This window comes from Stenotrophomonas sp. GD03777, from assembly GCF_029842485.1.
Classification (GTDB): Bacteria; Pseudomonadota; Gammaproteobacteria; order Xanthomonadales; family Xanthomonadaceae; genus Stenotrophomonas; species Stenotrophomonas sepilia.
Genome location: NZ_JAOCGL010000037.1, coordinates 1 through 25496 on the forward strand (window position 1 = coordinate 1; position 25496 = coordinate 25496).

At 65.6% G+C, this 25496-nt stretch carries 19 protein-coding genes and 1 pseudogene; 10 read left to right on the top strand and 10 right to left on the bottom strand.

The window, feature by feature from the left end:
• Positions 1–180: 180 nt before the first annotated feature.
• From N5E02_RS10075 to N5E02_RS10085, 3 genes are all read left to right on the top strand, one after another.
• Positions 181–834: a TetR family transcriptional regulator gene (locus N5E02_RS10075; RefSeq protein WP_005416238.1), complete on the top strand. Its 654-nt coding sequence runs from the start codon at positions 181–183 to the stop codon at positions 832–834.
• A gap of 39 nt (positions 835–873) precedes the next feature.
• Positions 874–3246, top strand: coding sequence for a 3-hydroxyacyl-CoA dehydrogenase/enoyl-CoA hydratase family protein (locus tag N5E02_RS10080; RefSeq protein WP_188238472.1), 2373 nt, complete (start codon positions 874–876; stop codon positions 3244–3246).
• Positions 3247–3315: 69 nt separating this feature from the next.
• Positions 3316–4524: an acetyl-CoA C-acyltransferase gene (locus tag N5E02_RS10085; RefSeq protein ID WP_005416236.1), complete on the top strand. Its 1209-nt coding sequence runs from the start codon at positions 3316–3318 to the stop codon at positions 4522–4524.
• 477 nt (positions 4525–5001) lie between these two features.
• On the opposite strand, the gene galU is transcribed toward N5E02_RS10085, so the two are convergent.
• From galU to cmk, 8 genes are all read right to left on the bottom strand, one after another.
• Entirely contained in the window at positions 5002–5880 is an 879-nt protein-coding gene (gene galU, locus N5E02_RS10090) for a UTP--glucose-1-phosphate uridylyltransferase GalU (RefSeq protein ID WP_032954121.1), read from the bottom strand.
• Positions 5877–7790: a nucleoside-diphosphate sugar epimerase/dehydratase gene (locus N5E02_RS10095; RefSeq protein ID WP_032954120.1), complete on the bottom strand. Its 1914-nt coding sequence runs from the start codon at positions 7788–7790 to the stop codon at positions 5877–5879. The genes galU and N5E02_RS10095 overlap by 4 nt, the downstream gene beginning before the upstream one ends.
• 3 nt (positions 7791–7793) lie before the next feature.
• Positions 7794–8783 carry a glycosyltransferase family 4 protein gene (locus tag N5E02_RS10100; protein WP_164093589.1) on the bottom strand — a complete coding sequence of 330 codons (990 nt, stop codon included), beginning with the start codon at positions 8781–8783 and terminating at the stop codon, positions 7794–7796.
• Positions 8784–8786: 3 nt separating this feature from the next.
• Positions 8787–9965, bottom strand: coding sequence for a lipopolysaccharide assembly protein LapB (gene lapB / locus N5E02_RS10105; protein ID WP_005416232.1), 1179 nt, complete (start codon positions 9963–9965; stop codon positions 8787–8789).
• Between the two features lie 6 nt (positions 9966–9971).
• Positions 9972–10256 carry a lipopolysaccharide assembly protein LapA domain-containing protein gene (locus N5E02_RS10110; protein WP_235645947.1) on the bottom strand — a complete coding sequence of 95 codons (285 nt, stop codon included), beginning with the start codon at positions 10254–10256 and terminating at the stop codon, positions 9972–9974.
• Between the two features lie 77 nt (positions 10257–10333).
• Positions 10334–10639: an integration host factor subunit beta gene (locus N5E02_RS10115; RefSeq protein WP_005409286.1), complete on the bottom strand. Its 306-nt coding sequence runs from the start codon at positions 10637–10639 to the stop codon at positions 10334–10336.
• A gap of 87 nt (positions 10640–10726) precedes the next feature.
• Positions 10727–12412, bottom strand: coding sequence for a 30S ribosomal protein S1 (gene rpsA, locus N5E02_RS10120; RefSeq protein ID WP_005416230.1), 1686 nt, complete (start codon positions 12410–12412; stop codon positions 10727–10729).
• Between the two features lie 198 nt (positions 12413–12610).
• Positions 12611–13288 carry a (d)CMP kinase gene (gene cmk / locus N5E02_RS10125; protein WP_262089715.1) on the bottom strand — a complete coding sequence of 226 codons (678 nt, stop codon included), beginning with the start codon at positions 13286–13288 and terminating at the stop codon, positions 12611–12613.
• Between the two features lie 197 nt (positions 13289–13485).
• On the opposite strand from cmk, the gene ykgO reads away from it, so the two are divergent.
• From ykgO to N5E02_RS10160, 7 genes are all read left to right on the top strand, one after another.
• A complete protein-coding gene (gene ykgO / locus N5E02_RS10130; protein ID WP_005409283.1) occupies positions 13486–13611 on the top strand; it encodes a type B 50S ribosomal protein L36 in 126 nt (41 codons plus the stop codon).
• A 145-nt stretch (positions 13612–13756) separates the two neighbouring features.
• Positions 13757–14086, top strand: a complete 330-nt coding sequence (locus N5E02_RS10135; protein WP_005416228.1) for a hypothetical protein — start codon at positions 13757–13759, stop codon at positions 14084–14086.
• Positions 14087–14125: 39 nt separating this feature from the next.
• Positions 14126–15163 carry an agmatine deiminase family protein gene (locus tag N5E02_RS10140; RefSeq protein WP_005416227.1) on the top strand — a complete coding sequence of 346 codons (1038 nt, stop codon included), beginning with the start codon at positions 14126–14128 and terminating at the stop codon, positions 15161–15163.
• A 162-nt stretch (positions 15164–15325) separates the two neighbouring features.
• Positions 15326–16213 (top strand): carbon-nitrogen hydrolase, encoded by an 888-nt coding sequence (locus N5E02_RS10145; protein WP_005416226.1) that lies wholly within the window; start codon positions 15326–15328, stop codon positions 16211–16213.
• A gap of 14 nt (positions 16214–16227) precedes the next feature.
• Complete coding sequence (locus N5E02_RS10150; protein ID WP_164093588.1) at positions 16228–16758, top strand: GNAT family N-acetyltransferase; 531 nt, start codon at positions 16228–16230, stop codon at positions 16756–16758.
• Positions 16751–17983 (top strand): TraB/GumN family protein, encoded by a 1233-nt coding sequence (locus tag N5E02_RS10155; protein ID WP_005416224.1) that lies wholly within the window; start codon positions 16751–16753, stop codon positions 17981–17983. Before N5E02_RS10150 ends, N5E02_RS10155 begins: the two co-directional genes overlap by 8 nt.
• 49 nt (positions 17984–18032) lie before the next feature.
• Positions 18033–18878, top strand: coding sequence for a phytanoyl-CoA dioxygenase family protein (locus tag N5E02_RS10160; protein WP_005416223.1), 846 nt, complete (start codon positions 18033–18035; stop codon positions 18876–18878).
• A 72-nt stretch (positions 18879–18950) separates the two neighbouring features.
• On the opposite strand, the gene N5E02_RS10165 is transcribed toward N5E02_RS10160, so the two are convergent.
• Both N5E02_RS10165 and N5E02_RS10170 read right to left on the bottom strand, forming a co-directional pair.
• Entirely contained in the window at positions 18951–22037 is a 3087-nt protein-coding gene (locus tag N5E02_RS10165) for an efflux RND transporter permease subunit (RefSeq protein WP_065185171.1), read from the bottom strand.
• Positions 22034–25489 (bottom strand): annotated as a pseudogene (locus tag N5E02_RS10170) (efflux RND transporter permease subunit); the annotation flags it as partial. The pseudogene N5E02_RS10170 and the gene N5E02_RS10165, both read right to left, overlap by 4 nt.
• Between the last annotated feature and the right edge of the window lie 7 nt (positions 25490–25496).

Below are 25496 nucleotides of genomic sequence, written 5' to 3' on the forward strand. Positions count from 1 at the left end.
CCCATTCCGGGGCCCACCGTTGGGGTCGGAGCCCCATTCGGGGATCCGACCCCACCCCATCGCATTCACCCACCTGAGTGAAATCTGACCGGCCCGGGCAGTTTTGCTGCACCGCAAAATGCCATACGCTACCGTCTGGTCCTAGTATCAAACAATCGTTTGATTAAGGTCCGCCCGCCGATGGCCAAACCCGCCCACTTCTCGACCAAGGACCGGATCCTCGGCGCGGCCGAGGAGCTGTTCGCCCAGCACGGCTTCGCCGGTACCTCGCTGCGCCAGGTGACCAGCCAGGCCGATGTCAACATCGCTGCGGTCAACTACCACTTCGGCTCCAAGGAAAACCTGGTCAACGAGGTGTTCCGCCGCCGCATGGACGAGATGACCGGCGCCCGCCTGTCACAGCTCGAACGTGCCCGCGCCGAGCACCCGGGCGAACTGCGCCCGGTGCTGGCCGCCTTCGTCGAGCCGGCGCTGGCGCTGGCCCAGGACCGCCAGAACGGCGGCGCCTTCGTGCGCGTGATCGCCCGCGCCTACGCCGAGAAGAACGACAACCTGCGCAAGTTCCTGTCCGACCACTACGGCCACGTGCTGCGTGCGTTCGGCAAGGCCATCGGCGAATGCGTGCCGGACCTGAGCAAGGAGGAGCTGTACTGGCGCCTGGACTTCCTTGCCGGCTCGCTCACCTATGCCATGGCCGATTTCGGGCTGATCAAGCGTCCCGCCGGTGTCACCGAAGCGGCGCATCGTGCCCATGCCGCCCACGAACTGATCCATTTCGCCGAAGCCGGGTTCCGCGCCGCCGCACGCGCCAGCGCCCTGCCCGCTTCCGTTTGATTCCACCCAGTAACTGCTGACCAACAAAGGCCCTACACCATGTCCAATTCCCTGCTAGTCCGCCGCGCCGCCGTGCTGGGTGCCGGCGTCATGGGTGCCCAGATCGCCGCCCACCTCACCAACGCCGGCGTCGACACCGTGCTGTTCGACCTGCCTGCAAAGGAAGGTCCGGCCGACGGCATCGTGCTGAAGGCGATCGCCAACCTGGGCAAGCTGAGTCCCGCGCCGCTGGCCAGCAAGTCGCTTGCCGAAGCCATCACCCCGGCAAACTACGAGTCCGGCTTGGAGCAGCTGAAGGACTGCGACCTGATCATCGAGGCCATCGCCGAGCGCATGGACTGGAAGCAGGACCTGTACAAGAAGATCGCCCCGTTCGTGGCCGACCACGCGGTGCTGGCCTCCAACACCTCGGGCCTGGGCATCAACAAGCTCGCCGACGTGCTGCCCGAACAGCTGCGCCACCGCTTCTGCGGCGTGCACTTCTTCAACCCGCCGCGCTACATGCACCTGGCCGAGCTGATCCCGGCCACCACCACCGACGACGCCGTGCTGGAAGGCCTGGAAGCTTTCCTGGTCACCACCCTGGGCAAGGGCGTGGTGTACGCCAAGGACACCCCGAACTTCATCGGCAACCGCATCGGCGTGTTCTCGATTCTGTCCACCATCCACCACACCCAGCAGTTCGGCCTGGGCTTCGACGAAGTGGACGGCCTGACCGGCCCGCTGGTCGGCCGCCCGAAGTCGGCCACCTACCGCACCTCCGACGTGGTCGGCCTGGACACCATGGCGCACGTCATCAAGACCATGGGCGACACCCTGCCGAACGACCCGTGGCATGAGTTCTTCAAGTCGCCGAAGTGGCTGGACGCGCTGATTTCCAAGGGCGCACTGGGCCAGAAGACCGGCGCCGGCATCTTCCGCAAGGTCGGCAAGGACATCGTCGTGCTGGACCTGGAGAAGCAGGACTACCGCCCGGCCGACCGCACCGCCGCCCCGGAAGTGGTCGAGATCCTGAAGATCAGGAACCCGGCCGAGAAATTCGCCAAGCTGCGCGAGAGCCAGCACCCGCAGGCGCAGTTCCTGTGGGCGACTTTCCGTGACCTGTTCCACTACAGCGCCTACCACTTGGCCGACATCGCCGAGACCGCGCGCGACGTCGACCTGGCCATCCGCTGGGGCTACGGCTGGTCGCTGGGCCCGTTCGAGACCTGGCAGGCCGCCGGCTGGAAGCAGGTCGCGCAGTGGATCGCCGATGACATCGTGGCCGGCAAGAGCATGAGCAACGCACCGCTGCCGGACTGGGTGTTCGATGGCCGCGATGGCGTGCACGCCGCCGAGGGCAGCTACAGCCCGTCGCGCAACGCCAAGCTGCCGCGTTCGTCGCTGCCGGTGTACCAGCGCCAGCGCTTCCCGGATCCGCTGCTGGGCGAACAGTTCGCGCCGGGCGAAACCGTGTTCGAGAACGACGGCCTGCGCATGTGGCACGACGGTGATGGCATCGCCGTGGTCAGCTTCAAGACCAAGATGAACACCGTGTCCGACCAGGTGCTGGACGGCCTGCAGGAATGCGTCAGCCGCGCCGAGAAGGACTTCCAGGGCCTGGTGATCTGGCAGCAGAAGGAACCCTTCTCCGCCGGTGCCGACCTGGCCGGTGCACTGGGCCTGCTGCAGGCCGGCAAGGTCGACCAGTTCGAAGAAATGGTTGCCAACTTCCAGCGCACCAGCCAGCGCATCAAGTACTCGCTGGTGCCGGTGGTTGCCGCCGTGCGTGGCCTGGCGCTGGGTGGTGGCTGCGAGTTCCAGATGCACAGCGCCAAGACCGTGGCCTTCCTGGAAAGCTACATCGGCCTGGTCGAGGCCGGCGTCGGCCTGCTGCCGGCCGGCGGTGGCCTGAAGGAACTGGCCGTGCGCGCCTCGCAGGCCGCAGGCCCGGGCGGTGATGTGTTCGCCGAACTGAAGAAGACCTTCGAGACCGTAGCGATGGCCAAGGTCTCCAACTCGGCGGTCAACGCCAAGGAACTGGGCCTGCTGCGCAGCACCGACAAGGTGGTGTTCAACAGCTACGAAGCGCTGCACATCGCCAAGGCCGAAGCTCGCGCCCTGGCCGAAGCGGGCTACCGTCCGCCGCTGCCGGCACGCCGCATCCAGGTGGCCGGTGACGTGGGTATCGCCACCTTCAAGATGATGCTGGTCAACATGCTGGAAGGCCGCTTCATCAGCCCGTACGACTACGAGATCGCCGAGCGCATCGCCACCGTGCTGTGCGGCGGCAAGGTCGACCGCGGCACCCTGGTGGACGAAGAGTGGCTGCTGACCCTGGAGCGCAAGCACTTCGTCGAACTGGCCCAGCAGGAAAAGACCCAGGCCCGCATCGCGCACATGCTGAAGACCGGCAAGCCGCTGCGGAACTGACGGAAGACATCGGTAGTGCCGGCCGCTGGCCGGCAACCTCTTCCAACCCCTATTCAAGAGATCATTGCAATGACCAAGCAAATCCAGGACGCCTACATCGTCGCCGCCACCCGTACCCCGGTTGGCAAGGCGCCCAAGGGCATGTTCCGCAACACCCGCCCCGACGACATGCTTGCGCACGTGCTGCGCAGCGTCGTCGCCCAGGCCCCGGGCGTGGACGTCAACCGCATCGATGACGCCATCATCGGCTGCGCCATGCCGGAAGCCGAGCAGGGCATGAACGTGGCGCGCATCGGCGTGCTGCTGGCCGGCCTGCCGAACACCATCGCCGCGCAGACCGTGAACCGCTTCTGCTCCTCCGGCCTGCAGGCCGTAGCGCAGGCCGCCGATGCGATCCGCCTGGGCAACGCCGACCTGATGCTGGCCGGCGGTACCGAGTCGATGTCGATGGTGCCGATGATGGGCAACAAGATCGCCATGGCACCGAGCGTGTTCGACAACGACCACGTCGCCATCGCCTACGGCATGGGCATCACCGCCGAGAAGGTGGCCGAAGAGTGGAAGGTCTCGCGCGAAGACCAGGACGCGTTCGCCCTGGCCTCGCACCAGAAGGCCATGGCCGCGATCCAGAACGGCGAGTTCAAGGACGAAATCAGCCCGTACGAGATCGTCTCGCACCTTCCGGACCTGGCCGACGGCCAGCGCATCATCACCCGCAACAAGGTGGCCGACACCGACGAAGGCCCGCGCCCGGACTCCTCCGCTGAAGGCCTGGCCAAGCTGCGCCCGGTATTCCGCAACGGCCAGTTCGGCGGCACCGTCACCGCCGGCAACTCGTCGCAGATGAGCGATGGCGCCGGTGCCGTGCTGCTGGCCTCGGAGCAGGCGATCAAGGATTACGGCCTGACCCCGCTGGCGCGTTTCGTCAGCTTCTCGGTGGCCGGCGTGCGCCCGGAAGTGATGGGCATCGGCCCGATCGCCGCGATCCCGAAGGCCCTGAAGCAGGCCGGCCTGACCCAGGACCAGCTGGACTGGATTGAACTGAACGAAGCCTTCGCCGCGCAGTCGCTGGCAGTGATCCGCGATTGCGGCCTGGACCCGAGCAAGGTCAATCCGCTGGGCGGCGCGATCGCCCTGGGCCATCCGCTGGGCGCGACCGGCGCGATCCGTACCGCCACCCTGCTGCACGGCCTGCGTCGTCGCCAGCAGAAATACGGCATGGTGACGATGTGCATCGGCACCGGCATGGGCGCGGCGGGTATTTTCGAGGCGCTGTAAGGTTCAAGGCGTTGCCGGCTGATTGTTGGTTGGCTGTGGGGCCCGGGTGGGTGAGGCTGCCCGGGACACGCCGTAAACCCGTCCCTGGGGGCTTGGCAGCGGCATCCATGCCGCTGACAGTCCCGGTCAGCCTCACCCACCCGCGCCACCCGGCATTGCGCTCGGCGGAAGGGTGAGCAAAGGCAAGGCAAGAGCCGGGGTCAGAGCCCTTTGCTGCGCACGGGGATCTGACCCCAACAAGCAAAAAAGGCAGCCATTGGCTGCCTTTTTTGCTTTGCTTCTGCCTTTGATTCCGCCCTTCCCGTCCGCGCCCGCAGGAAACTGTCGAGAGGCGCGGGCAGTCCGCTGCAGGACCGTTGGCGCCATGGATGGCGCCATCGAGCCCCCAGGGATGGGTTTACGGCGTGTCCTGCAGCGGACTGCCCGCGCCTCCCCCACTTTGGCAGGAAGGCGCTGACGGAGCGCTTGATAGAACCCTTATTCCGCCAGCATCGCCGCCAGCTTCTCCCGCGCCGGGCCGGCCAGCTTCGGGTTGTCCAGCGCGAAGCGGATCGTCGCCTCCACCAGACCCAGGTGCGTACCGCAGTCGAAGCGGGTGCCCTCGAAACGATAGGCATCGACTTCTTCGGTCTTCAGCAGCTCGGCAATCGCATCGGTCAGCTGGATCTCGCCGCCGGCACCGGTCTGGGTCTGTTCCAGCAGTTCGAAGATCTTCGGGCTCAGCACGTAGCGGCCGACCACCGCCAGGTCACTCGGCGCGTCCTCCGGCTTCGGCTTCTCGACGATCTGCGAAATGCGGCCCTTGCGGCCATCGAACGCCTCAGTGGCGACGATGCCGTAGCTGGCGGTCTTTTCGTGCGGCACGTCTTCGACCGCGATCACGCTGGCACCGCTGGCCTCATTGAGGTCGGCCATCTGCTTCAGCGCACCGGCACCGCGATTCCAGATCAGATCGTCGGGCAGCAGCACCGCGAACGGCTCGTCACCGATCACAGCCTTGGCACACAGCACTGCGTGCCCCAGGCCCAGCGCCTCGGCCTGGGTCACGAAGATCGCGCGCACGCCGTTGGGCAGCACATGCCGGATCAGCTCCAGCTGCTCCTGCTTGCCGGCGCGCTCGAGCTTCTGCTCCAGCTCGTAGGCCTTGTCGAAATAATCGGCAACCGCGTGCTTGTAGCGGTTGGTGATGAACACCAGCGTGTCGCAGCCGGCTTCGATGGCTTCATCAACGGCGTACTGGATCAGCGGCCGATCAATGATCGGCAGCATCTCCTTCGGCACAGTCTTGGTTGCTGGCAAAAAACGCGTTCCCAGTCCTGCCACCGGGAAAACTGCCTTGCGAATTCGCTTGCTCATTGGTGCCTGTTCGCCTCACGTGCCGGAAAGGGCACGACTTTAGCGGATGAAATGTAAGCATCCTGTTCGATTGGCGAGAATTCCGGCATCGTCGCAAACAGGATTTCCTGGATGCTGGCAGTGTCGTAGCTGGCAATCGCCTCACGCAGGCGCGGAACGTTGCCCAGCACCAGGTCGCGCGAGAACGTACGCACGCCGGCCTCGAGAATCTTCGGGTGCGCGGTCGAACGGTAGTCTTCGTCCGAATAGAACAGCGTCTCGTGCAGCTTCTCGCCCGGGCGCAGGCCGGTATAGATGATCTGGATGTCCTTGTACGGCTGCTTGCCGGTCAAACGGATCATCTGTTCGGCCAGCACGCGGATCGGCACCGGCTCGCCCATGTCCAGAGTGTAGATCGCACCATGCGACGCCGACGCGGCCGCCTGCAGGATCAGCTGGCAGGCCTCGGGGATGGTCATGAAGTAACGGCTGACTTCCGGGTCGGTGACCGTGACCGGACCACCGCGCAGGATCTGCTCGCGGAACAGCGGCACCACGCTGCCGGCCGACGCCAGCACGTTGCCGAAACGCACCGTGACGAAACGGGTGTGCGTGGACTTCTGGTCCAGGCTCTGGCAGATCATCTCGGCGTAGCGCTTGCTCGCACCCAGCGCATTGACCGGGTCGACCGCCTTGTCCGTGGAAATGAACACGAAATGCTCCACGCGGGCTTCCAGGCACGCGCGGGCGACGTTTTCGGTCGCCAGGATGTTGTTGCGCACCGCTTCGCGCAGCTGGCGCTCCAGCACCGGCACGTGCTTGTAGGCGGCCGCATGGAAAGCGGTATCGACCGGGTGCAGCGACAACGCATGGCGAATCACCGCCGGGTCACCGCAGTCGCCCAGCACCGCCTCGATCTCGACATCGGGGAAGCTGCGCCGCAGCTCGCCCTCGATGGTCAGCAGCAGCAGCTCGCTGATCTCCAGCAGGATGATGCGACCTGCACCGTGCCGCGCGCACTGGCGACAAAGCTCCGAGCCGATCGAACCACCGGCGCCGGTGACCATCACAGTGCGCCCACCCAACCAGCCGCGGATCAGGTTCCAGTCCGGCATGATCGGCTTGCGGCCCAGCAGATCCTCGATCGCCACTTCCTTCAGCTGGCCCGGCAGCGACTGGCCCTGCAGGATGTCGCTGAGCTTGGGCACGGTACGGAACGGAACGCCGGTGCTTTCGCAGATCGCGACAACACGCTGCATGCCTGCGGCGTCCAGTGACGGCATGGCAATGACCAGCAGCTTGGCAGCGGTCTCGCGGACCACTGTCGGGGCGTCATCCAGGGTGCCGAGGATCGGCAGGCCCTGCAGCTTGGCACCCCGCAGGTGCGGTGCATCGTCGAGCAGGCCGACCGGCTCGAAGTTGCCGGAACGACGCAGGTCGCGCACCAGTGTTTCCGCCGCCTGGCCGGCGCCGAGGATCAGCACGCGGCGGGCGCTGGAATCGGACTGCAGGGCCTGATAGTCCTTCCAGGCCCGGTACAGCAGGCGCGGTGCGCCCAGCAGGGCCGACAGCGCGAACGGGTAGATCACCAGCACCGACATCGGCACGCCGTCGAAGCGCTTCCACATCAGCACCAGGACGATGGCGACCATGCCGATGAAGCTGGCCTTGAAGATGTTCAGCAGGTCGCTGACGCTGGCGAACCGCCACAGCCCGCGATACAGCCCCACGCGCCAGAACACCAGGCCCTGCAGCAGCAGGACCAGGGTGGTATCGACGTTCCACAGGGGCAGCGCCGGAGCGTTGGGCAGGATCGAGTAACGCCCTGCATGGAGCAACTGCCAGCATGCCCAGACCATGAAAAGGTCGTGGCAGACGATGGCCGAACGCGGCATCAGGCCGAGGATTCTGTCCCGCCAGGGTGAAGCCATAAGTCAGGTATTTCCTTGTCGGTAGCGCATTCCATTGCGCAGGAGGAGCCAGAGGACGCTCAGCGCGGTGAACCACGCGATCGCCACGGCAGCCTCCCACCTCGGCTGCAAATTGGAGCAGACATTGAACACTGTAATACTGAACAGGCCCAAAGCAAAGTACATCCCTGTCACCTGGGGGTGACTGGCTCCTGCCTGCACCGCGCGCTGGTAGACGTGCTGGGTGTGGGGTTCCATCCAGCGTTGTCCTGAAATGATGCGCGCCAGCAGTGTGAAGCCCGCGTCCACGAGGAACGGCGAAACCGGGACCAGCAGCAGGATCCAGTTGATATCGGTACGCACGCTGGCGAGTGCCAGCACCGCTGCGACCGCATACCCCAGCGCTCCACTTCCGACATCGCCCATGAAGATCCGGGCCCGAGGAAAGTTGAACGGCAGGAATCCAAGGCAGGCCAGGCCCAGGGCCACGGCAGCCAGCGAGTACGGCCACGGCAGCACCGGCGCCAGCCCCAGCATCGCCACGACGGCCTGGCTGGCGGCAATGCCGTTGATGCCGTCCATGAAATTCCAGATGTTGATCAGTGAGGCGGTGAACAGCAGCACCAGCGCCGCCAACAGCCAGCTGCCGCCATTCACCTTCACCAGGCCGGCCAGCAGCGTCGCGGCGATGAAATGCACCAGCAGGCGACGCATCGCTGGCAGGGGCTTGTGGTCGTCCCACCAGCCGATACCGGCCACCAGCACCAGCCCAAGGCTGGCCACCAGTACTGTCGGCGTGCTCTCGGGCCAGGCCCAGATGGCCACGGCTGCAGTCACCAGCAGGCTGATGACGATGGCGATGCCGCCACCGCGCGGTGTAGCGACGCTATGGCTGCGGCGTTCGCCGGGCTGGTCCATCAACTGCTGGCGCAGCGCATAGCCGCGTGCCGCCCAGGTCAGCACCGCACTCAGCAGGGCGAGCGACAGCAGCGCGCCCATCACAAGCCAGGGCATGGATCAGAGCACCGCGTAGTTCAGCAGCGGCTTGACCGTCCCCCACTCCTTGCAGCTCGGACACTGCCAGTGGTGGGTACGCGCCCCGAAGCCGCAGCGGGTGCAGCGATAGGCCGGGTTGCGCACCAGCAACTGGTCAGTGATGTGCTTGAGGTCATGCAGGGTGGCTGTGGAATCGGCGCCCTCGGCCAGGGTGAGGTCGATCAGCGCGGACTCGCCACGCACCGACGGGCGATCCTTCAGCTGGCGGCCGAGGTAGGCACGCGCCGGGGCCACGCCTTCCTGCTCTTCCATCAACCGGGTCAGCGCCAGCACCGGGGCAATGCCACGGTAATGCTCTGTCATCTCCGACAGGAACGCGCGCGCACCTGCCAGATCGCCCACCTTGCGATAGTTCTGCATCAACGCCGGCAGCAGTTCCGGCAGGTATTCGGGGTCGTTGCGCGCGGCGCGCTCGAAGGCGCGCACGGCGGCCTCAGGATTGCCCGCGTCGGTTTCCAACCGGCCCTCGATGATGCCGGCGCGCACCGACATCGCATCGGCCTGGTAGGCGCGGGCGATCGCTGCCCTCGCCTCTTCCAGCTTGCCGGCGCCACGGAATCGCTCGGCCAGTTCGCACTCGAACTGCCCGATCAGCTTGCCCATCGGCTCGCCGGTGACATCCTCGAACCGGGTGGCGTTGTCGATGGCCTTTTCCCAGTCGCGCTCGGCCTGGTAGATGCCGATCAGGTGCTTGAGCGCCTGCGGTGCGCGCTGATCCAGCTGGGCCAGCTCGGTGAACACGGTCTCGGCACGATCCAGCAGGCCGGACTTCATGTAGTCCTCGCCCAGGGCCAGCAGGGCCTGCACGCGCTGTGCGTCACTCAGGTCATGGCGATTGACCAGGCCCTGGTGCAGGCGGATGGCGCGGTCGACTTCGCCACGACGGCGGAACAGATGGCCCAGCGCGACCTGGGTCTCGAAGGTTTCCTTGTCCAGCTCGGCGATGTGCAGGAACAGCTCGATGGCCTTGTCCGGCTGCTCGTTGAGCAGGTAGTTCAGGCCACGGAAATAGGTGCTCGACAGGCGGCTGACCTGGCTGTCACCGTGGCGTTGGCCACCACGCCGCCCGATCACCCACCCGGCCAGTGCGGCCAGCGGTACGAACAGGAAGAACCAGAACCACTCGGTGACGAAATCCATCTTCGATCAACGTCCATCAAAAGATTGGGGGGAAGCAACCGTGGCCGGCGAAGCGGCAGCGGACTTGTTGGCGCGACGCAGCTGGCCGTAGAGCGGAATGACCACGCTCACCAGCACCAGCCCGGCACCGACCACGACACCGACCAGCAGCGCGGCAATCAGGGCCACGCCCACCGAAGTGTGCAGTTGGGTAAACAGCAGGTTGATCGACATTGCGGTCATGTTGACCGCACCGATGATCAATCCAAGGATCAGCACCGCCAGCAGGACCAGCAGACGAAAAACCTTCATGCGACAGCTCCAGTGGCAGGAGTCCGTAGCTTATCCGACTCGCGGCTGGATTCGCACGCGGTGGCGCGACGGCAGGCTCAGGCCGGATCGGCGTCCAGCGGCAGCACACTGCTGACCCGCTCGCGCAGTTCCTTGCCCGGCTTGAAATGGGGGACATGCTTGCCCGGCAGGGCAACCGATTCGCCGGTCTTCGGGTTGCGACCCAGGCGCGGCGGACGATAGTGCAGCGAGAAGCTGCCAAATCCACGGATTTCGATGCGATCCCCGGCGGACAGCGATCCGCCCATCATTTCCAGCAACGACTTCACCGCCAGATCGACATCATCGGCCTTCAGGTGCGCCTGGCGGCGCGCAAGGATTTCGATCAGTTCGGATTTGGTCATTACCGGCTCACATCAGGGGCATCTCAGCCTGAAACGGCCCGGGCAATGCCCGGGCCGTCCAGGAAACAACGAACAGCCTAAGGCCGATTACTCGGACTTGTTGCCGTTCAGCTGTGCACGCAGCAGCGCGCCCAGCTGGGTGGTGCCGCTGGAAGCCGAAGAGGACTGGTATTCCTCCAGCACTTCGCGCATTTCAGCGTCGTCCTTGGCCTTGATCGACAGCTGCAGGGTACGGCCCTTGCGGTCCATGCCCACGAACTTGGCTTCGACCTTGTCGCCGACCTTCAGGTGCTGGGTGGCGTCGTCAACGCGCTCGTTGGCGATGTCGCGGGCCGAGACGTAACCTTCGATGCCGTCAGCCAGCTCGATGATCGCGCCCTTGGCGTCGACTTCCTTCACCACGCCTTCGACCTTGGAACCCTTCGGATTGGCAGCCATGTACTGGCCGAACGGATCCTGCTCCAGCTGCTTCACGCCCAGGGAGATGCGCTCGCGCTCCGGATCGACGGCCAGGACGACGGCGTCCAGGGTATCGCCCTTCTTGAAGTTGCGAACGACGTCTTCGCCGGTGGTGTTCCAGCTGATGTCGGACAGGTGGACCAGGCCGTCGATGCCGCCGTCCAGGCCGATGAAGATGCCGAAGTCGGTGATCGACTTGATCTGGCCCGACACCTTGTCACCCTTCTTGTGGGTGGCAGCGAAGGTTTCCCACGGATTGGCGGCAACCTGCTTCATGCCCAGCGAGATGCGGCGACGCTCTTCATCGACGTCCAGCACCATCACTTCGACTTCATCACCCACCTGGACAACCTTGGACGGGTTGACGTTCTTGTTGGTCCAATCCATCTCGGAGACGTGCACCAGGCCTTCGACGCCCGGCTCGATCTCAACGAACGCACCGTAATCGGTGACGTTGGAGACCTTGCCGAAGACGCGGCTGTTGGCCGGGTAACGACGGCCGATGTTGTCCCACGGATCCTCGCCCAGCTGCTTCAGGCCCAGCGAAACGCGGTTGCGCTCGCGGTCGAACTTCAGCACGCGGACGTCCAGCTCGTCGCCGACGTTCACGACTTCCGACGGGTGACGCACGCGCTTCCACGCCATGTCGGTGATGTGCAGCAGGCCGTCGATACCGCCCAGGTCCACGAACGCGCCGTAATCGGTCAGGTTCTTGACGACACCCTTCAGGATCGCGCCTTCCTGCAGCTTGTCCATCAGCTGCTCGCGCTCTTCCGAGTGCTCGCTTTCGACGACAGCGCGGCGCGAGACCACGACGTTGTTACGCTTGCGGTCCAGCTTGATGAGCTTGAACTCGAGTTCCTTGCCTTCCAGGTAGGCCGGATCGCGCACCGGGCGCACATCGACCAGGGAACCCGGCAGGAAGGCGCGGACATCCTTGATGTCCACGGTGAAACCACCCTTGACCTTGCCGCTGATGCGGCCGGTGATGGTTTCGTTCTTTTCCAACGCTTCTTCCAGCTCGTCCCACACCATCGCGCGCTTGGCCTTCTCGCGCGACAGGACGGTTTCGCCGAAGCCGTTCTCGATCGAGTCGAGGGCGACCTTGACGATATCGCCTTCGGCGACGTCGATTTCGCCAGCGTCGTTACGGAACTGTTCGATCGGCACGATGCCTTCGGACTTCAGGCCAGCGTTGATCACCACGACGTCGCCGCGGACTTCAACAACGGTACCGCTGACGATGGCGCCCGGCTTCAGCTTGGCCAGGTTGGCCTGGCTGGCTTCAAACAGTTCGGCAAATGATTCGGTCATTAGATTTACTCTGTTGGACACATGGGTCGGTGGCGTCCCCTTCAGGGGAATGGCGACCGCCCGCCTGTTGGTCGACCCCGGAAACGCAGGTCGTGTGTAGTAGGAAAACCGCCACGCATCATTGCGCGACGGAGCGGGTACAGCACTGCTATGCGCGACCACCGCCGATGCTGCTGGCAGTGCTCCCGCGCGAACGGATCAGGCAGCCGGAACCGGAAGCAGATCCATCACTCGGGCAACGACATCATCGATGCCGATGCCTGTGGTGTCGATGAGGACAGCATCGTCTGCCGGCTTCAGGGGCGCCACGGTACGCTGAGCATCACGGGCGTCGCGGGCCATGATCTCGCGCAGGAGGTCATCAAAGTTAACAGAAACCCCCTTGTCTTTCAACTGCTTATGCCGGCGCTCGGCGCGCTCCTCGGCACTGGCGGTCAGGAAGACCTTGTAGGGGGCGTCCGGAAAGATCACCGTGCCCATGTCGCGGCCGTCGGCGACCAGGCCCGGCAGCTCCCTGAATGCGCGCTGGCGCTCCTTCAGGGCGGCCCGGACCTCCGGGATGGCGGCAATGGCCGAGGCCAGCGCCCCGGTGGTCTCCAGGCGCAGCTCTTCGGTGGCATCGGTGCCGTTGACCATGACCCGCATGGCATCGCCCTGCTCGACAAACTGAACGTGGGTGTCGAAGGTGCAGCGGACCAGCGCGGAGGCGTCGGAGGTGTCGATGTCGGCCCAGCTTGCGGCCACGCCCACCGCCCGGTACAGCGCGCCCGAATCCAGGTAATGCCAGCCCATCCTGCGCGCGATGATGCGGCTGATGGTACCCTTGCCGGCCCCGGATGGGCCGTCGATGGTCAGGACGGGAGCGAGTGGATTCATGGGGGTCCCAGAGCGTGTGAAGGGGCCATTCTAGCCCCTGCCAGACGCCCCCAGCGGGATCTTTTGTGCAACCACTTGAAACCATGAGGAAAAGCCCGGTAGAATGGCGGGCTTGAACGAGCGTCAACTGCCGATTGTCTTTCGCATATCGCGGCCACGCTCCACCCGAACAACTACTGTTTACGCCGAGGTATGCCATGAAAGTCCTGTCCTCCCTGAAGTCGGCGAAGGCCCGTCACCGTGACTGCAAGGTCGTGCGTCGTCGTGGCAAGATCTTCGTCATCTGCAAGTCGAACCCGCGTTTCAAGGCGCGTCAGCGCTAAGCCTCACAGCCTTCCGGCTGCGGCTGGCCCTACGCGGGGCCGACCCGATGCAAGAAACCGCCTTCGGGCGGTTTTTTGTTTATGCGGCTTTTTCCTGCCGTTTTTGCTGTAATCGCCTTTCTTGACCACTGGGGAGTAGATCGAGATGAAGCGTTACCTGTCCGCCCTGGCCGTGATGGCCACCCTGGCCGCCGCCACACCGGCACTGGCCGATACCCTGCTTGTCGACCGTGCCCGCGAGAAGCCGGCCGGTGCCCTGCCCGTGCGCGGCCAGAGCATGCAGCAGGTGCAGGCGCAGTTCGGCGCGCCCAGCGAACAACTGCAGCCGCGTGGCGGGCAGAAGCGGCAATGGCCGACCATCAACCGCTGGGTGTACCCGCAGTTCACCGTCTACTTCGAGAAGCAGAAGGTGATCGACGTGGTGGCCAACCAGGCGGACCCGAACGAAATCGGCCCGAAACCACCGATCCGTTGATCCCTTTACCCGCCCTGGGCGGGCCTGTGTAGCGAGACCATGAACCAGACCCTTCGTTTTCCTGCCGAGTGGGAAGCCCAGAGCGGCGTCCTGATTGCCTGGCCTACCGCCGACACCGACTGGGCCGACCGCCTGGGCCAGGTGGAAGAGACCTACATCGCCCTGGTCGCGGCCATCACCCGCTTCCAGCCGGTGCTGATCTGCGTGGCCGACGACGATGTGGAGACCTATGCCGAAATGCGGCTGCGCTCCAACCGCATCGACATGGACAAGGTCCACTTCACCACGGCCGCCTACGACGATACCTGGCTGCGCGACTCCGGCCCGATCACCCTGCGTCGCGCCGACGGCGGTTTCCAGCTGCTGGACTTCCGATTCACTGGCTGGGGCGGCAAGTTCGACGCCACCCTGGATGACCAGCTGGTGGGCGTGCTCGACCAGGCTGGCGTGTTCAACGACGCCCCGGTACGCAGCATTCCGTTCGCGTTGGAAGGCGGTGGCATCGAGACCGACGGCGAAGGCACCCTGCTGACCACCTGGAAGTGCCTGCACGAACGCCACCCGGACCGCGACCGCGCCAGCCTGAGCGCCGACCTGGCCGACTGGCTGCAGCAGGACCGCGTGCTGTGGCTGGACCACGGCTACCTGGAAGGCGACGACACCGACGCCCACATCGATACCCTCGCCCGCTTCGCCTCCGCTGACAGCATCGTCTATCAGGCCTGCGACGACGAGAGCGATTCGCACTACGCCGAGCTGCAGGCGATGGGCAACGAGCTGGCCGCGCTGCGCACCAAGGACGGCCAGCCGTATCGCCTGTTCCCGCTGCCGTGGGCGCGGCCGGTGATCGACGAAGGCCGCCGTCTTGCTGCGTCGTACGCCAACTACCTGATCGTCAACGGCGCGGTGCTGATGCCGGCCTATGGCGACCCGGCCGACGACCTGGCCCGTGATGTGCTGGCCCAGGCGCATCCGGGTCGCGAGATCGTGCAGGTGCCTTGCCGCTCGCTGATCTGGCAGAACGGCAGCCTGCACTGCATCACCATGCAGCTGCCGGCCGGGTTGTTGAAGGTCTGAGAAAAGGGAGTGCCGGCCGCTGGCCGGCAACCAGGCAATGCCTGACGGATTGATGGGGATGCCGGCCAGCGGCCGGCACTACCATCACCCATTCAGCGCGCAACACGCCGTCGCCGCCCATCCGCGCTAACATGCAGGTTTTCCCCCGCAGGAACGCCCCGCATGAACTCGCGCAGCCCCCTTACCGTCGCCCTGATCCAGGAGCGCAACCACGGTGATGCCGCCGCCAACCTGGCGGTGATCGAAGCACGCGTGGCCGAGGCGGCTGCGCAGGGTGCCAAGCTGGTGCTGCTGCAGGAACTGCACAACGGCCCGTATTTCTGCCAGCACGAATCGGTGGACGAATTCGACCTGGCCGAATCCATTCCGGGCCCGAGCACCGAGCGCCTGGGCGCACTGGCGAAGAAGCATGGCGTGGTGCTGGTCGGCTCGCTGTTCGAGCGCCGCGCTGCCGGCCTGTACCACAACACCGCCGTGGTGTTCGAGAAGGACGGCAGCCTGCTCGGCAAGTACCGCAAGATGCACATCCCGGACGACCCGGGCTTCTACGAGAAGTTCTACTTCACCCCGGGCGACATCGGCTTCAAGCCGATCGATACGTCGGTGGGTCGCCTTGGCGTGCTGGTGTGCTGGGACCAGTGGTACCCGGAAGCGGCGCGCCTGATGGCGCTGGCCGGTGCCGAGCTGCTGCTGTACCCGACCGCGATCGGCTGGGACCCGGACGACGTGCAGGACGAGAAGACCCGCCAGCGCGACGCCTGGGTGCTGAGCCACCGTGGCCACGCCGTGGCCAACGGCCTGCCGGTGCTGAGCTGCAACCGCGTCGGCCACGAGGCGTCGCCGCTGGGCGCGTCGGGCATCCAGTTCTGGGGCAACAGCCACGTGCTCGGCCCGCAGGGCGAGTTCCTGGCCGAGGCCGGCACCGAGGCCACCGTGCTGCTGTGCGACGTCGACCTGCAGCGCAGCGAGCATGTGCGCCGCATCTGGCCGTTCCTGCGTGATCGCCGCATCGATGCATACGGCGACCTGCTCAAGCGCTACATCGACTGAGCCGGAGCCCGCGCATGGCCGTCCTCATCCGTGATGCCGGCCCGGCCGACATCGACGCGATCACCGCCATCTACGCGGTGGAAGTGACCGATTTCGTCAACACCTACGAGTACGACATCCCGGACGCGACCGAGATGCTGCGCCGCATGCGCGACATCATTGATCGTGGCTTCCCCTACCTGGTCGCCGAGATCGACGGCCAGGTGGCTGGCTATGCCTATGCCAACACCTATCGCACCCGCATTGCCTACCAGTGGACCGTGGAGAACTCGGTCTACGTCGATGCCGCGTTCCAGGGCAAGGGTGCCGGCACCGGCCTGCTGCAGGCCTTGATCGACGCCTGCGTGGCACGTGGCTACCGGCAGATGGTGGCGGTGATCGGCGAACCGACCAACACCGCCTCGATCAAGCTGCACGAACGCTTCGGCTTCGAGCTGGTGGGCGTGTTCCGTGGCCTCGGCCGCAAGCATGGCCGCTGGCTGGACACCGTACAGATGCAGCGCGCGCTCGGCGATGGCGCCGACACCGCACCCTCCAATGAATGAACCCATGACCGAAACCCTTCCCGAGACCGGCGACGACCTGTTCGCCGGCCAGCCGGTGCGCGTCGTCGAACGCGACGGCGTGCGCTACACCCTGCTGGGCACCGCCCACGTCTCCCGCGCCAGCGTCGAGGCCGTTGAAAAAGCCATCGACAGCGGCCGCTTCGATGCCGTTGCCGTCGAGCTGGACCCGCAGCGCCTGCAGGCGCTGAGCGACCCTGACACGCTCGCCAAGCTCGACCTGGTCGAGGTGATCCGCAAGGGCCGCGTCGCCCTGTTCGCCGCCAACCTCGCTCTGTCCGCCTATCAGCGCCGCCTGGCCGAGCAACTCGACATCGAGCCCGGCGCCGAGCTGAAACGTGCGGTGGAACTCGCCCGCGAACGCAACCTGCCGGTGCACCTGATCGACCGCGAGGTCGGCCTGACCTTCCGCCGCGCGTCGCAACGGCTGGGCTTCTTCGGCAAGCTGAAGCTGGTTGCCGGCCTCGGCGCCGGCCTGTTCTCGTCCGAGGAAGTGGGCGAGAACGAGATCGAGAAGCTCAAGCAGGGCGACATGCTGGAATCGAGCTTCGGTGAGTTCGCCAGCGAGAGCCCGGCGCTGTACGAAACCATCATCGGCGAGCGCGACCGCTACATGGCCACCCGCCTGCGCGAAGAACACGACCCGCGCCAGCGCGAAGTGCTGGCAGTGGTCGGAGCCGGCCACCTGGCGGGTCTGGCACGCCACCTGGAAACCGACACCGAGGCACCGGCGCCGCTGCGCGCCGAGCTGGAGGCGGTGCCGAAGAAGCGCAACATCCCGTGGTTCACGCTGGGCATCCTGGCGATCGTGGCGACCGGCATCGGCGTAGGCTTCTACCGCGGCGGCCTGGGCGTAGGCACCGAGCTGCTGGCAACCTGGGCGATGTATACCGGCGGCCTGGCCGGCCTGGGCTGCCTGCTGGCCGGCGGTCACCCGCTGAGCATCCTCACCGCGATCGCGGTGGCCCCGTTCAAGCCGTTCCGCCTGAGCATCCCGACCGGCGCCTTCTCGGCACTGGTGGAAGCGCGTGTGCGCAAGCCAGCCTACGAGGACTTCCTGAAGCTGCGCGACGACGCGCAGAGCCTGAAGGGCTGGTACCGCAATCGCGTTACCCGCGTGGTGCTGACCTTCATGCTGACCAACATCGGCAGCATGCTTGGCCTGTGGCTGACCACCTTCAAGGTGTGGGGCAAGGTGGCGGGATGACGTCCCAGCGCTCGTGCCTATACTCAGCGTTTTAGGAAGGAACACTCCAATGGATGCATACGATGCGCTGATGCGCGATGGTTTCGTGGTGGTGCGCCAGGCCATCGCACCCGCGCTGGTCCAGGACATCAACGCGCGCATCGCGCGCTTCAAGCAGCGCAATCCAAAGGCGGTGTCGCGCAACCTGGACGAACACAAGCGCATGTATCGGGTCGTCAACCTGCACCTGGCGGTGGATGCGATGACCCGCCTGCTCACTGACAACCCGGCCATCGACGTCTGCGATCGTTTCCTCGGCGAACCGACCACGCTCTACACCAGCCTCTACTACGAACGCGGATCGGAACAGTCTTTGCATCGCGATACGCCAGTGTTCTGCACCTCTCCGGGCGAGCGCTACATGGGAGTGTGGACCGCACTGGATGCGGTTGATGAAAGCAATGGCCCCCTTCGCGTGGTTCCGGGCAGCCACCTGTTGCCGCCGATTGACGTGCAGGCGCTGCGACGCACTGTCTTCGGCGACGGCCCGATCAGCGCCATGTCGCCGGAAGGCTGGACCGCCTATCAGGATGCAGTGGCGCGTCAATGCGAAGACGCTGGCCTGAAGCCGCAGTCGGTGCACGTGCAGCCTGGCGATGTGATCGTCTGGCACCCGCAGCTGTTCCACGGCGGCGCGCCACATCCCTCTGCCGGAACGCGTCGCAGCGTGGTCATGCACGTAACGCCGAAGTCGATGCCGGTGGGCCACATGGATGTTTTCTACGGGCAAACTCCTCCGCTGTCCAAAGCACCGTGGCGCTATTACCGGCGTGGCCAGCGTGAGATCGCACGGTTCGGGCAGGTGGATTTCGGTCACGAGTACACGCGCCGGACCTGGTTCCTGCGCAAGGCCTGACCTAAGCCGAAAAAAGGGGGAGGCCGCCCCACTACGACCGGCCTCCCCCACACCACAACACGTTGACGTGCATTACAGCCGGGCAGCGCCCGGCTCTACCATCTCCACTCCACGCGCGCGACGGATCAGCCGCGTCACGGCATTGCGCAGGTCATCGAGCACCGCGTAGATCGTCGGCAGGAACAGCAGGCTGACCACGGTCGAGAACGCCAGGCCGCCGGCAATCGCGCGCGCCATCGGCGAGTACTCCGGGCCATTGCCGAACATCTGCGTGTCGGTCAGCGAGATCGGCACCATCGCCAGGATCGCCGTGCCCATGGTCATCATGATCGGGCGCAGGCGTTCGCGTGAGCCTTCCACCAGCGCCTGGGTACGGCCCATGCCGCTGCGCCGCAGGTTGTTGATGTGCTCGATCATCACGATGCCGTTGTTCACCACCACGCCCATCAGCACCAGGATGCCAATGAAGGACATGATCCCGAACGAGGTGCCAGTGATCCAGAACAGCCAGAACACGCCGAAGATCGAGAACAGCACGCCGCTCATGATCGCCGCCGGGAACAGCAGCGACTCGAATACCGCCGCCATCACCACGTAGATCATCACCAGCGCGATCAGCAGGTTGAACACCATCTGCTGCATGGCTTCATCATCGTTGCCGTAGTCGCCGCCATCGAAGGTGAAGCCGTAGCCGGCCGGGAAGTTCATCGGCTTGAGCACGGCCTCTATCGCCTTGCGCCCGTCCGGTGCGGTGACCTTCCCGGCCAGGTTGGCCTTGATGGTCAATGTCGTCTGACGATTGGTACGGCCGATCTGGGTGGCCGACGAACCAACGTCCACGGTGACCAGGCTCAGCAGCGGCACGCTGCGGCCATCGCCGGTACGCACGCTGAAACCGGCCAGGTCTTCCGGGCTGCTCTGCTCGGCGCCGGCAAAGCGCACCCACACCGGCACTTCATTGTCACCGCGACGGAACTCGCGCATCGGTGCGCCGCGCAGCGCCAGGCCGACGAAGCTGGCCACCTGTTCGGCGTTGAAACCGAACGCTGCGGCACGCTCACGGTCGACGCGTACCTTCAGCTCGCCGCCCTTCTCGCCGTTGTCGATGCGCACGTCCCGCAGTTCGGCACGCTGCGCCAGCAACGGCACCACTTCCTGGCCGATCTCCTGCAGCATCGAGCTGGAATCGCCCACCAGCTGCACCTGCACGCCCTGGTTGCCGCCACCCCCGCCATCGCCGCCCTGGTTGCCGACGAAATAGTCGGTGCGGGCGGACTTCGGCAGGCCCTTGCGCAACTCTTCCTGCAGCGCCTTGATGTCCTTGGCGTACTTCTCGTCCAGGGTGACCACCGTGGAGCTGCCTTCCTGCTCGCTGTACCAGGAGTACACCTGCTTCACGTGCAGGCGCTCGCGGTTCTGGTCGATCCAGCTCTCCACGCGCGCCACTTCCTCGGACATCTGCCGGTAGGTGTAGGCGCCCTTCCACATGTAGCCGATGAAGATGTCCTTGCCGCCCTCGCCACCGAACATGTCGACCTTGGTCAGCTTCATCGGCACCAGGCTGACCAGCACCACCAGCAGGATGCCGAGCAGGCTCCAACCGCGGTGATGCAGTGACCAGTCCAGCAGCTGTGCATAGCGCCGTTGCAGGCGCGCGATCAGGCCGGTCTGCGAGTGCACCAGCTTGGGTGTGGCCATGCGTGCGGACAGCATCGGAATCAGGCTGACCGCGACCAGCCACGAGGCCAGCAGCGAGACCGAGATGGTGATCGCGATCTGCGCCATGAAGATGCTGATGTTGTTGGTCTCGCCGAACAGGTTCGGCACGAACACGATGCAGTGGCACAGCGTACCGGCGCTGAGCGCGATGGCCACGTTGCGGGTGCCGATGATCGAGGCCAGCCGTGGCTGCCCCGGCATGCGCTCGCGCTCCTGGTAGATGCTCTCCACCACCACCACGGCGTTGTCGACCAGCATGCCCACGGCCAGCAGCAGGCCCATCATGGTCAGGATGTTCAGCGTCACCCCGACGAAGTACATGAAGCCCAGGGTGATGGTGAAGCAGATCGGAATGGCCAGGGTCACCATCAGCGTCGACGGCCAATGGCGCAGGAAGAAGAACAGCACCGTCACCGACAGGATCAGGCCGACCGCACCGGCTTCGGCCAGCTCCAGCAGCGACGAGGTTACCGCCTTTCCCTGGTTGTCGATCACCTTGATCTGCACGTCGCGCATCGACGGCTGCGCGCGGATCGCCTCGACTTCGGCCAGCGCCGCACGCGAGACGTCCACAAGGTTGGCACTGCGCTCCTTGAAGATGTCCAGGCCCACCGCCGGGTTGCCGTCCAGGCGGCGCCCGTAGTTCATCCGTGCAGGCTTCAGGCGCACGTCGGCGATATCGCCCAGGCGCAGGCCCTTGGCGTTGATCACCAGGTCGCGCATCTCCTGCAGGTCGGTGATCTCGCCCACCGGCTGCACGCGCACGCGCTGGCCGTTGTCGTCGATCTGACCGGCCGAGATCGAGAAGTTCAGCGTGCGCAGGCGCTCGCTCAGCTCGTTGATGCTCAACCCATGCGCGTTGAGCCGGTTCGGATCGATGGCGATCTCCACCTCGTTCGGCGGTGCACCGGTGATGTCGACGCGGGCCACACCGGGAATACGCTCGATGCGCCGCTTGAACTCACGGTCGAGCATGTCATAGGCAGTGGTCAGGTCGGTGGTGCTGGCCAGCCGCACCTTCAGTACCGGCTGGTCACTGCTGGACCACTTGAACACGTTGTAGCGCTGCAGGTCGTCGGGCAGGTCGCTGCGGATCGCATCGATACGCTCGCGCGCGTCGGACGCGGCAATGGCGATGTCGCGGTCCCAGTCGCTGAACTCGATGTAGATCAGCGCCGCCTCGGAGGTGGCCGATGAGCGCATGCGCTTGATGCCGGTCATCGTCGCCAGCGACTCCTCGACCGGGCGGATGATGGTCCGCTCCACTTCCTCGGGCGTCGAACCGGTGTATGGGATCTGCACGAACAGGAACGGCGCGGAGATGTCCGGCAGCGCCTCCAACGGCAGCCGGAACGAAGCGATCAGGCCGATCACCACCAGCGACACGAAGCACATGATGGTGGTGACCGGGCGGCGGATGGAGAACTCGGCAACGCTCATGCCGGCTCCTCCACACCTGCCGTGCCGCCCTCGTCGCCATGCAGGCCTTCACCGGCATGCTTGCGGCCGCGCTCACGGTAATAGGCGTCGCCGCGACGATCCATCAGGTCGTACACCACCGGGATCACCAGCAGCGTCAGCAGCGTCGACACCAGCAGGCCACCGATCACGGTGATCGCCATCGGTGCACGCACTTCGGCGCCCTCGCCCATGGCCACCGCCAGCGGCAGGAAGCCGAACAGCGTGCACAACGTGGTCATGATGATCGGGCGCAGGCGCGAGCGCGCACCTTCCACCAGCGCCTCATGCTTGGCCACGCCGGCTTCGCGCAGCTGGTTGACCTTGTCGATCAGGATGATCGCGTTCTTGGTGACCAGGCCGACCAGCAGGATCAAGCCGATGAACACCACCACCGAGATGGGCTTGCCGGTCAGCATCAGCGCCAGGATCGCGCCGACCAGCGCCAGCGGGATGGTGAACAGGATCACGAACGGGTGCAGCAGCGACTCGAACTGCGAGGCCATCACCAGGTAGACCAGGAAGATCGCCAAACCAAAGGCGAAGATCAGCGACTTCGCCGCCTGCGCCAGCTCCTCGCCCTGGCCACCGATGTGCAGGCCAACGCCCGCACCCAGCGGCTGCTCGGCCACCATCTGCTGCACTTCGCGCATGGCTGCGCCGAGGTCGATGTCGCGCAGGTTGGCCGATACCACCGCCACCCGGGTCTGGTCGGCACGATGGATCTCGCTGGGGCCGGTGGTGGCGACCACGTCGGCCACCGCGTCCAGGGTGACCGGGCGGGTGCTGCCCGGATTGACGATCAGCCGGCGGATGCTCTCGACGCTGGCGCGGTCACCTTCCTGGGCACGCACCAGCACGTCGATCTTGCGATCACGGAAGCTGTAGCGGGTGGCGACGTCGCCGCGCACCTTCTTCACCACCACGTCGGCGATCTGGCGGGTGGTCAGGCCCAGCGCACCCGCGCGCTCCTGGTCGAAGCGGATCTGGATTTCCGGGAAGCCCTCTTCCACCGTCGACTTCACGTCGGCGTAGTGCGCATTGCCGCGCAGCATCGCCGCCAAGCGCTGGCCGGCCACTTCCAGGGTCGCCATGTCCTGCCCGCGCAGTTCGATTTCCAACGGCGTGGAGAAGCTGAACAACGCCGGCCTCGCGAAGTCGACCTGGGCGCCCGGGTGCTGGCTCATGGTGCCGCGCAGGCGTTCGGTGATTGCCGCTTCAGTGCGCGCGTTGCCACCGCCTTCCATCACCACAGTCAGCTTGCCGATGTTCTCGCCGCTTTCGGTCGGACTGGCATCCAGCCGGGTGCCGCTGCCACTGACGCCATACAGCGAGGCCACGCCCTCCCCCTTGCCGTGCGCCAGCTGCAGCTCGCGCACCAGCGCATCGGTCTGCTTCAGCGGCGTGCCGGCCGGCAGCTTCACCGTCATTTCGAACCGGTCCTGCGCCAGCTGCGGAATCAGGTCCGCGCCAAGCATCGGTACCAGCGCCATGGTCGCCACGAAGATGATGGCTGCCACGCCCAGCACCTTGCCGGGATGCGCCAGCGCACTCGGCAGCAGGCGCAGGTAGCCTTGCTCGGCGCCTGCATAGGGCTTCATCGCCAGGTCGCTGGCCTTGCGCATCACCGGGCCGACCACTGCCACCACGCCACGCCACACGCGCACGACAAGCCACGCCAGCGCATAGAAGCTCCAGCGCACGCTGGCAACCACGCCACGGCGGCCCAGCGCGACCGGCTTCTGCCAGCGCTTCTGCGGCTGCCACGCTTCGTTCGGCGCCTCTTCCGGGAACGCCAGCGGTGGCCGCCCCTTCAGCGAGCTCAGCATCGGGATCAGGGTCATCGACACCAGCAGCGAGATCGCGATGGCGATCGCCACGGTCAGCGCCTGGTCGCGGAACAGCTGTCCGGCAATCCCGTCGACGAACACCAGCGGCAGGAACACGGCGATGGTGGTCAGGGTTGAGGCAACCACCGCCATGCTCACTTCGCGGGTGCCGGCAATGGCCGCCTGCAGGATGCCCAGGCCACGCTCGCGGGCCTTGGCGATGCTCTCCAGCACCACGATCGAGTCATCCACCACCAGGCCGGTGGCCAAGGCCAGGCCGCCCAGCGACATCACGTTCAGGCTCAGGCCGAGCTGGCCCATGAAGAAGAACGTGGTGATGATCGATACAGGCAACGACAGGCTGATCACGAACGTGCTCCAGCCATCGCGCAGGAACAGGAAGATGATCAGGATTGCCAGCAGGCCACCGATCACCGCGTCCTTCTTGACGTCGGCGATGGCGTGCTCGATGAAGCGCGACTGGTCCTCGATGGTGGTCAACTCGACATCGGACGGGAACGTGCCCTTGATCTGCTCCAGGCGCTTGCGCAGCGCTTCGGCGGTGGACACGGTGTTGGCGTCGCCTTCCTTGTAGATGGCCAGCTCGACCGATTCCTTGCCGCCCAGGCGGATGATCGCTTCACGCTCCTTGTAGCCCTGCCGCACCGTGGCCACGTCCTTCAGGCGTACCGGCACGCCATTGGCAACCACGCTGGAGCCACCACCGGACGATGCGCTCTGTGCCGCCGACGCGGCGGCGATGGCTGCAGCCGAACCAGTCGACGCGGCGATGTTGAACATCTGCTGCAACGCCGAGTCGGCTGCGCTGCCATTGGCGGCCTGGGTGGTCACCAGCAGGTTGCGGATTTCCTCGAGGTCAGCGAACTGGTTGACGGTACGCACCAGGAAGCGCTGGGAGCCCTCCTCCAGGCGGCCGCCGGAGATGTTGATGTTCTCGTCCTTGAGGCGCTTGATGACGGTGTCGATCGGCAGGTTCAGCTGCGCCAGCTTCTGCTGGTCGATGTCGACCTGGATCTCGTCTTCCAGGCCACCGCCCACCTTCACTGCTGCCACGCCGGTGACCGGCTCCAGCTTCTTCTTCAGGTCTTCATCGGCATAGCGGCGCAGGCCGGTCAGCTCGCGGACCGCATCGGCATCGCTGGTCGGCGCCGTCTTGTTCGACAGCACCAGGCGCATGATCGGCTCGGTGGACGGATTGAAGCGCAGCAGCACCGGAGCCTTGGCCTCCAGCGGCAGGTTCAGCGCTTCCATCTTGTCACGCACCTCCAGGCTGGCCTGGTCCATGTTGGTGCCCCAAGCGAACTCCAGCACCACATCGCTCTGGCCGGTGCGCGAGACCGACTTCAGCTTGCGCAGGTTCTTGACCACGCCCACCGCTTCTTCAACCGGCTGGGTGATCAGGGTTTCGATTTCGGTCGGCGCCGCACCGGTGTATTCGGTGCGCACGGTCAGCGTCGGGTAGCTCAGGTCGGGCAGCAGGTTGACCTTGAGGTTGCCGAGCGCGATCAGGCCAAACAGCAGCAGCGTGACCGTGCACATGGCGATGGTCACACGGCGACGCGTGGCGAATTCCACCAGGCCGCCGCGTATG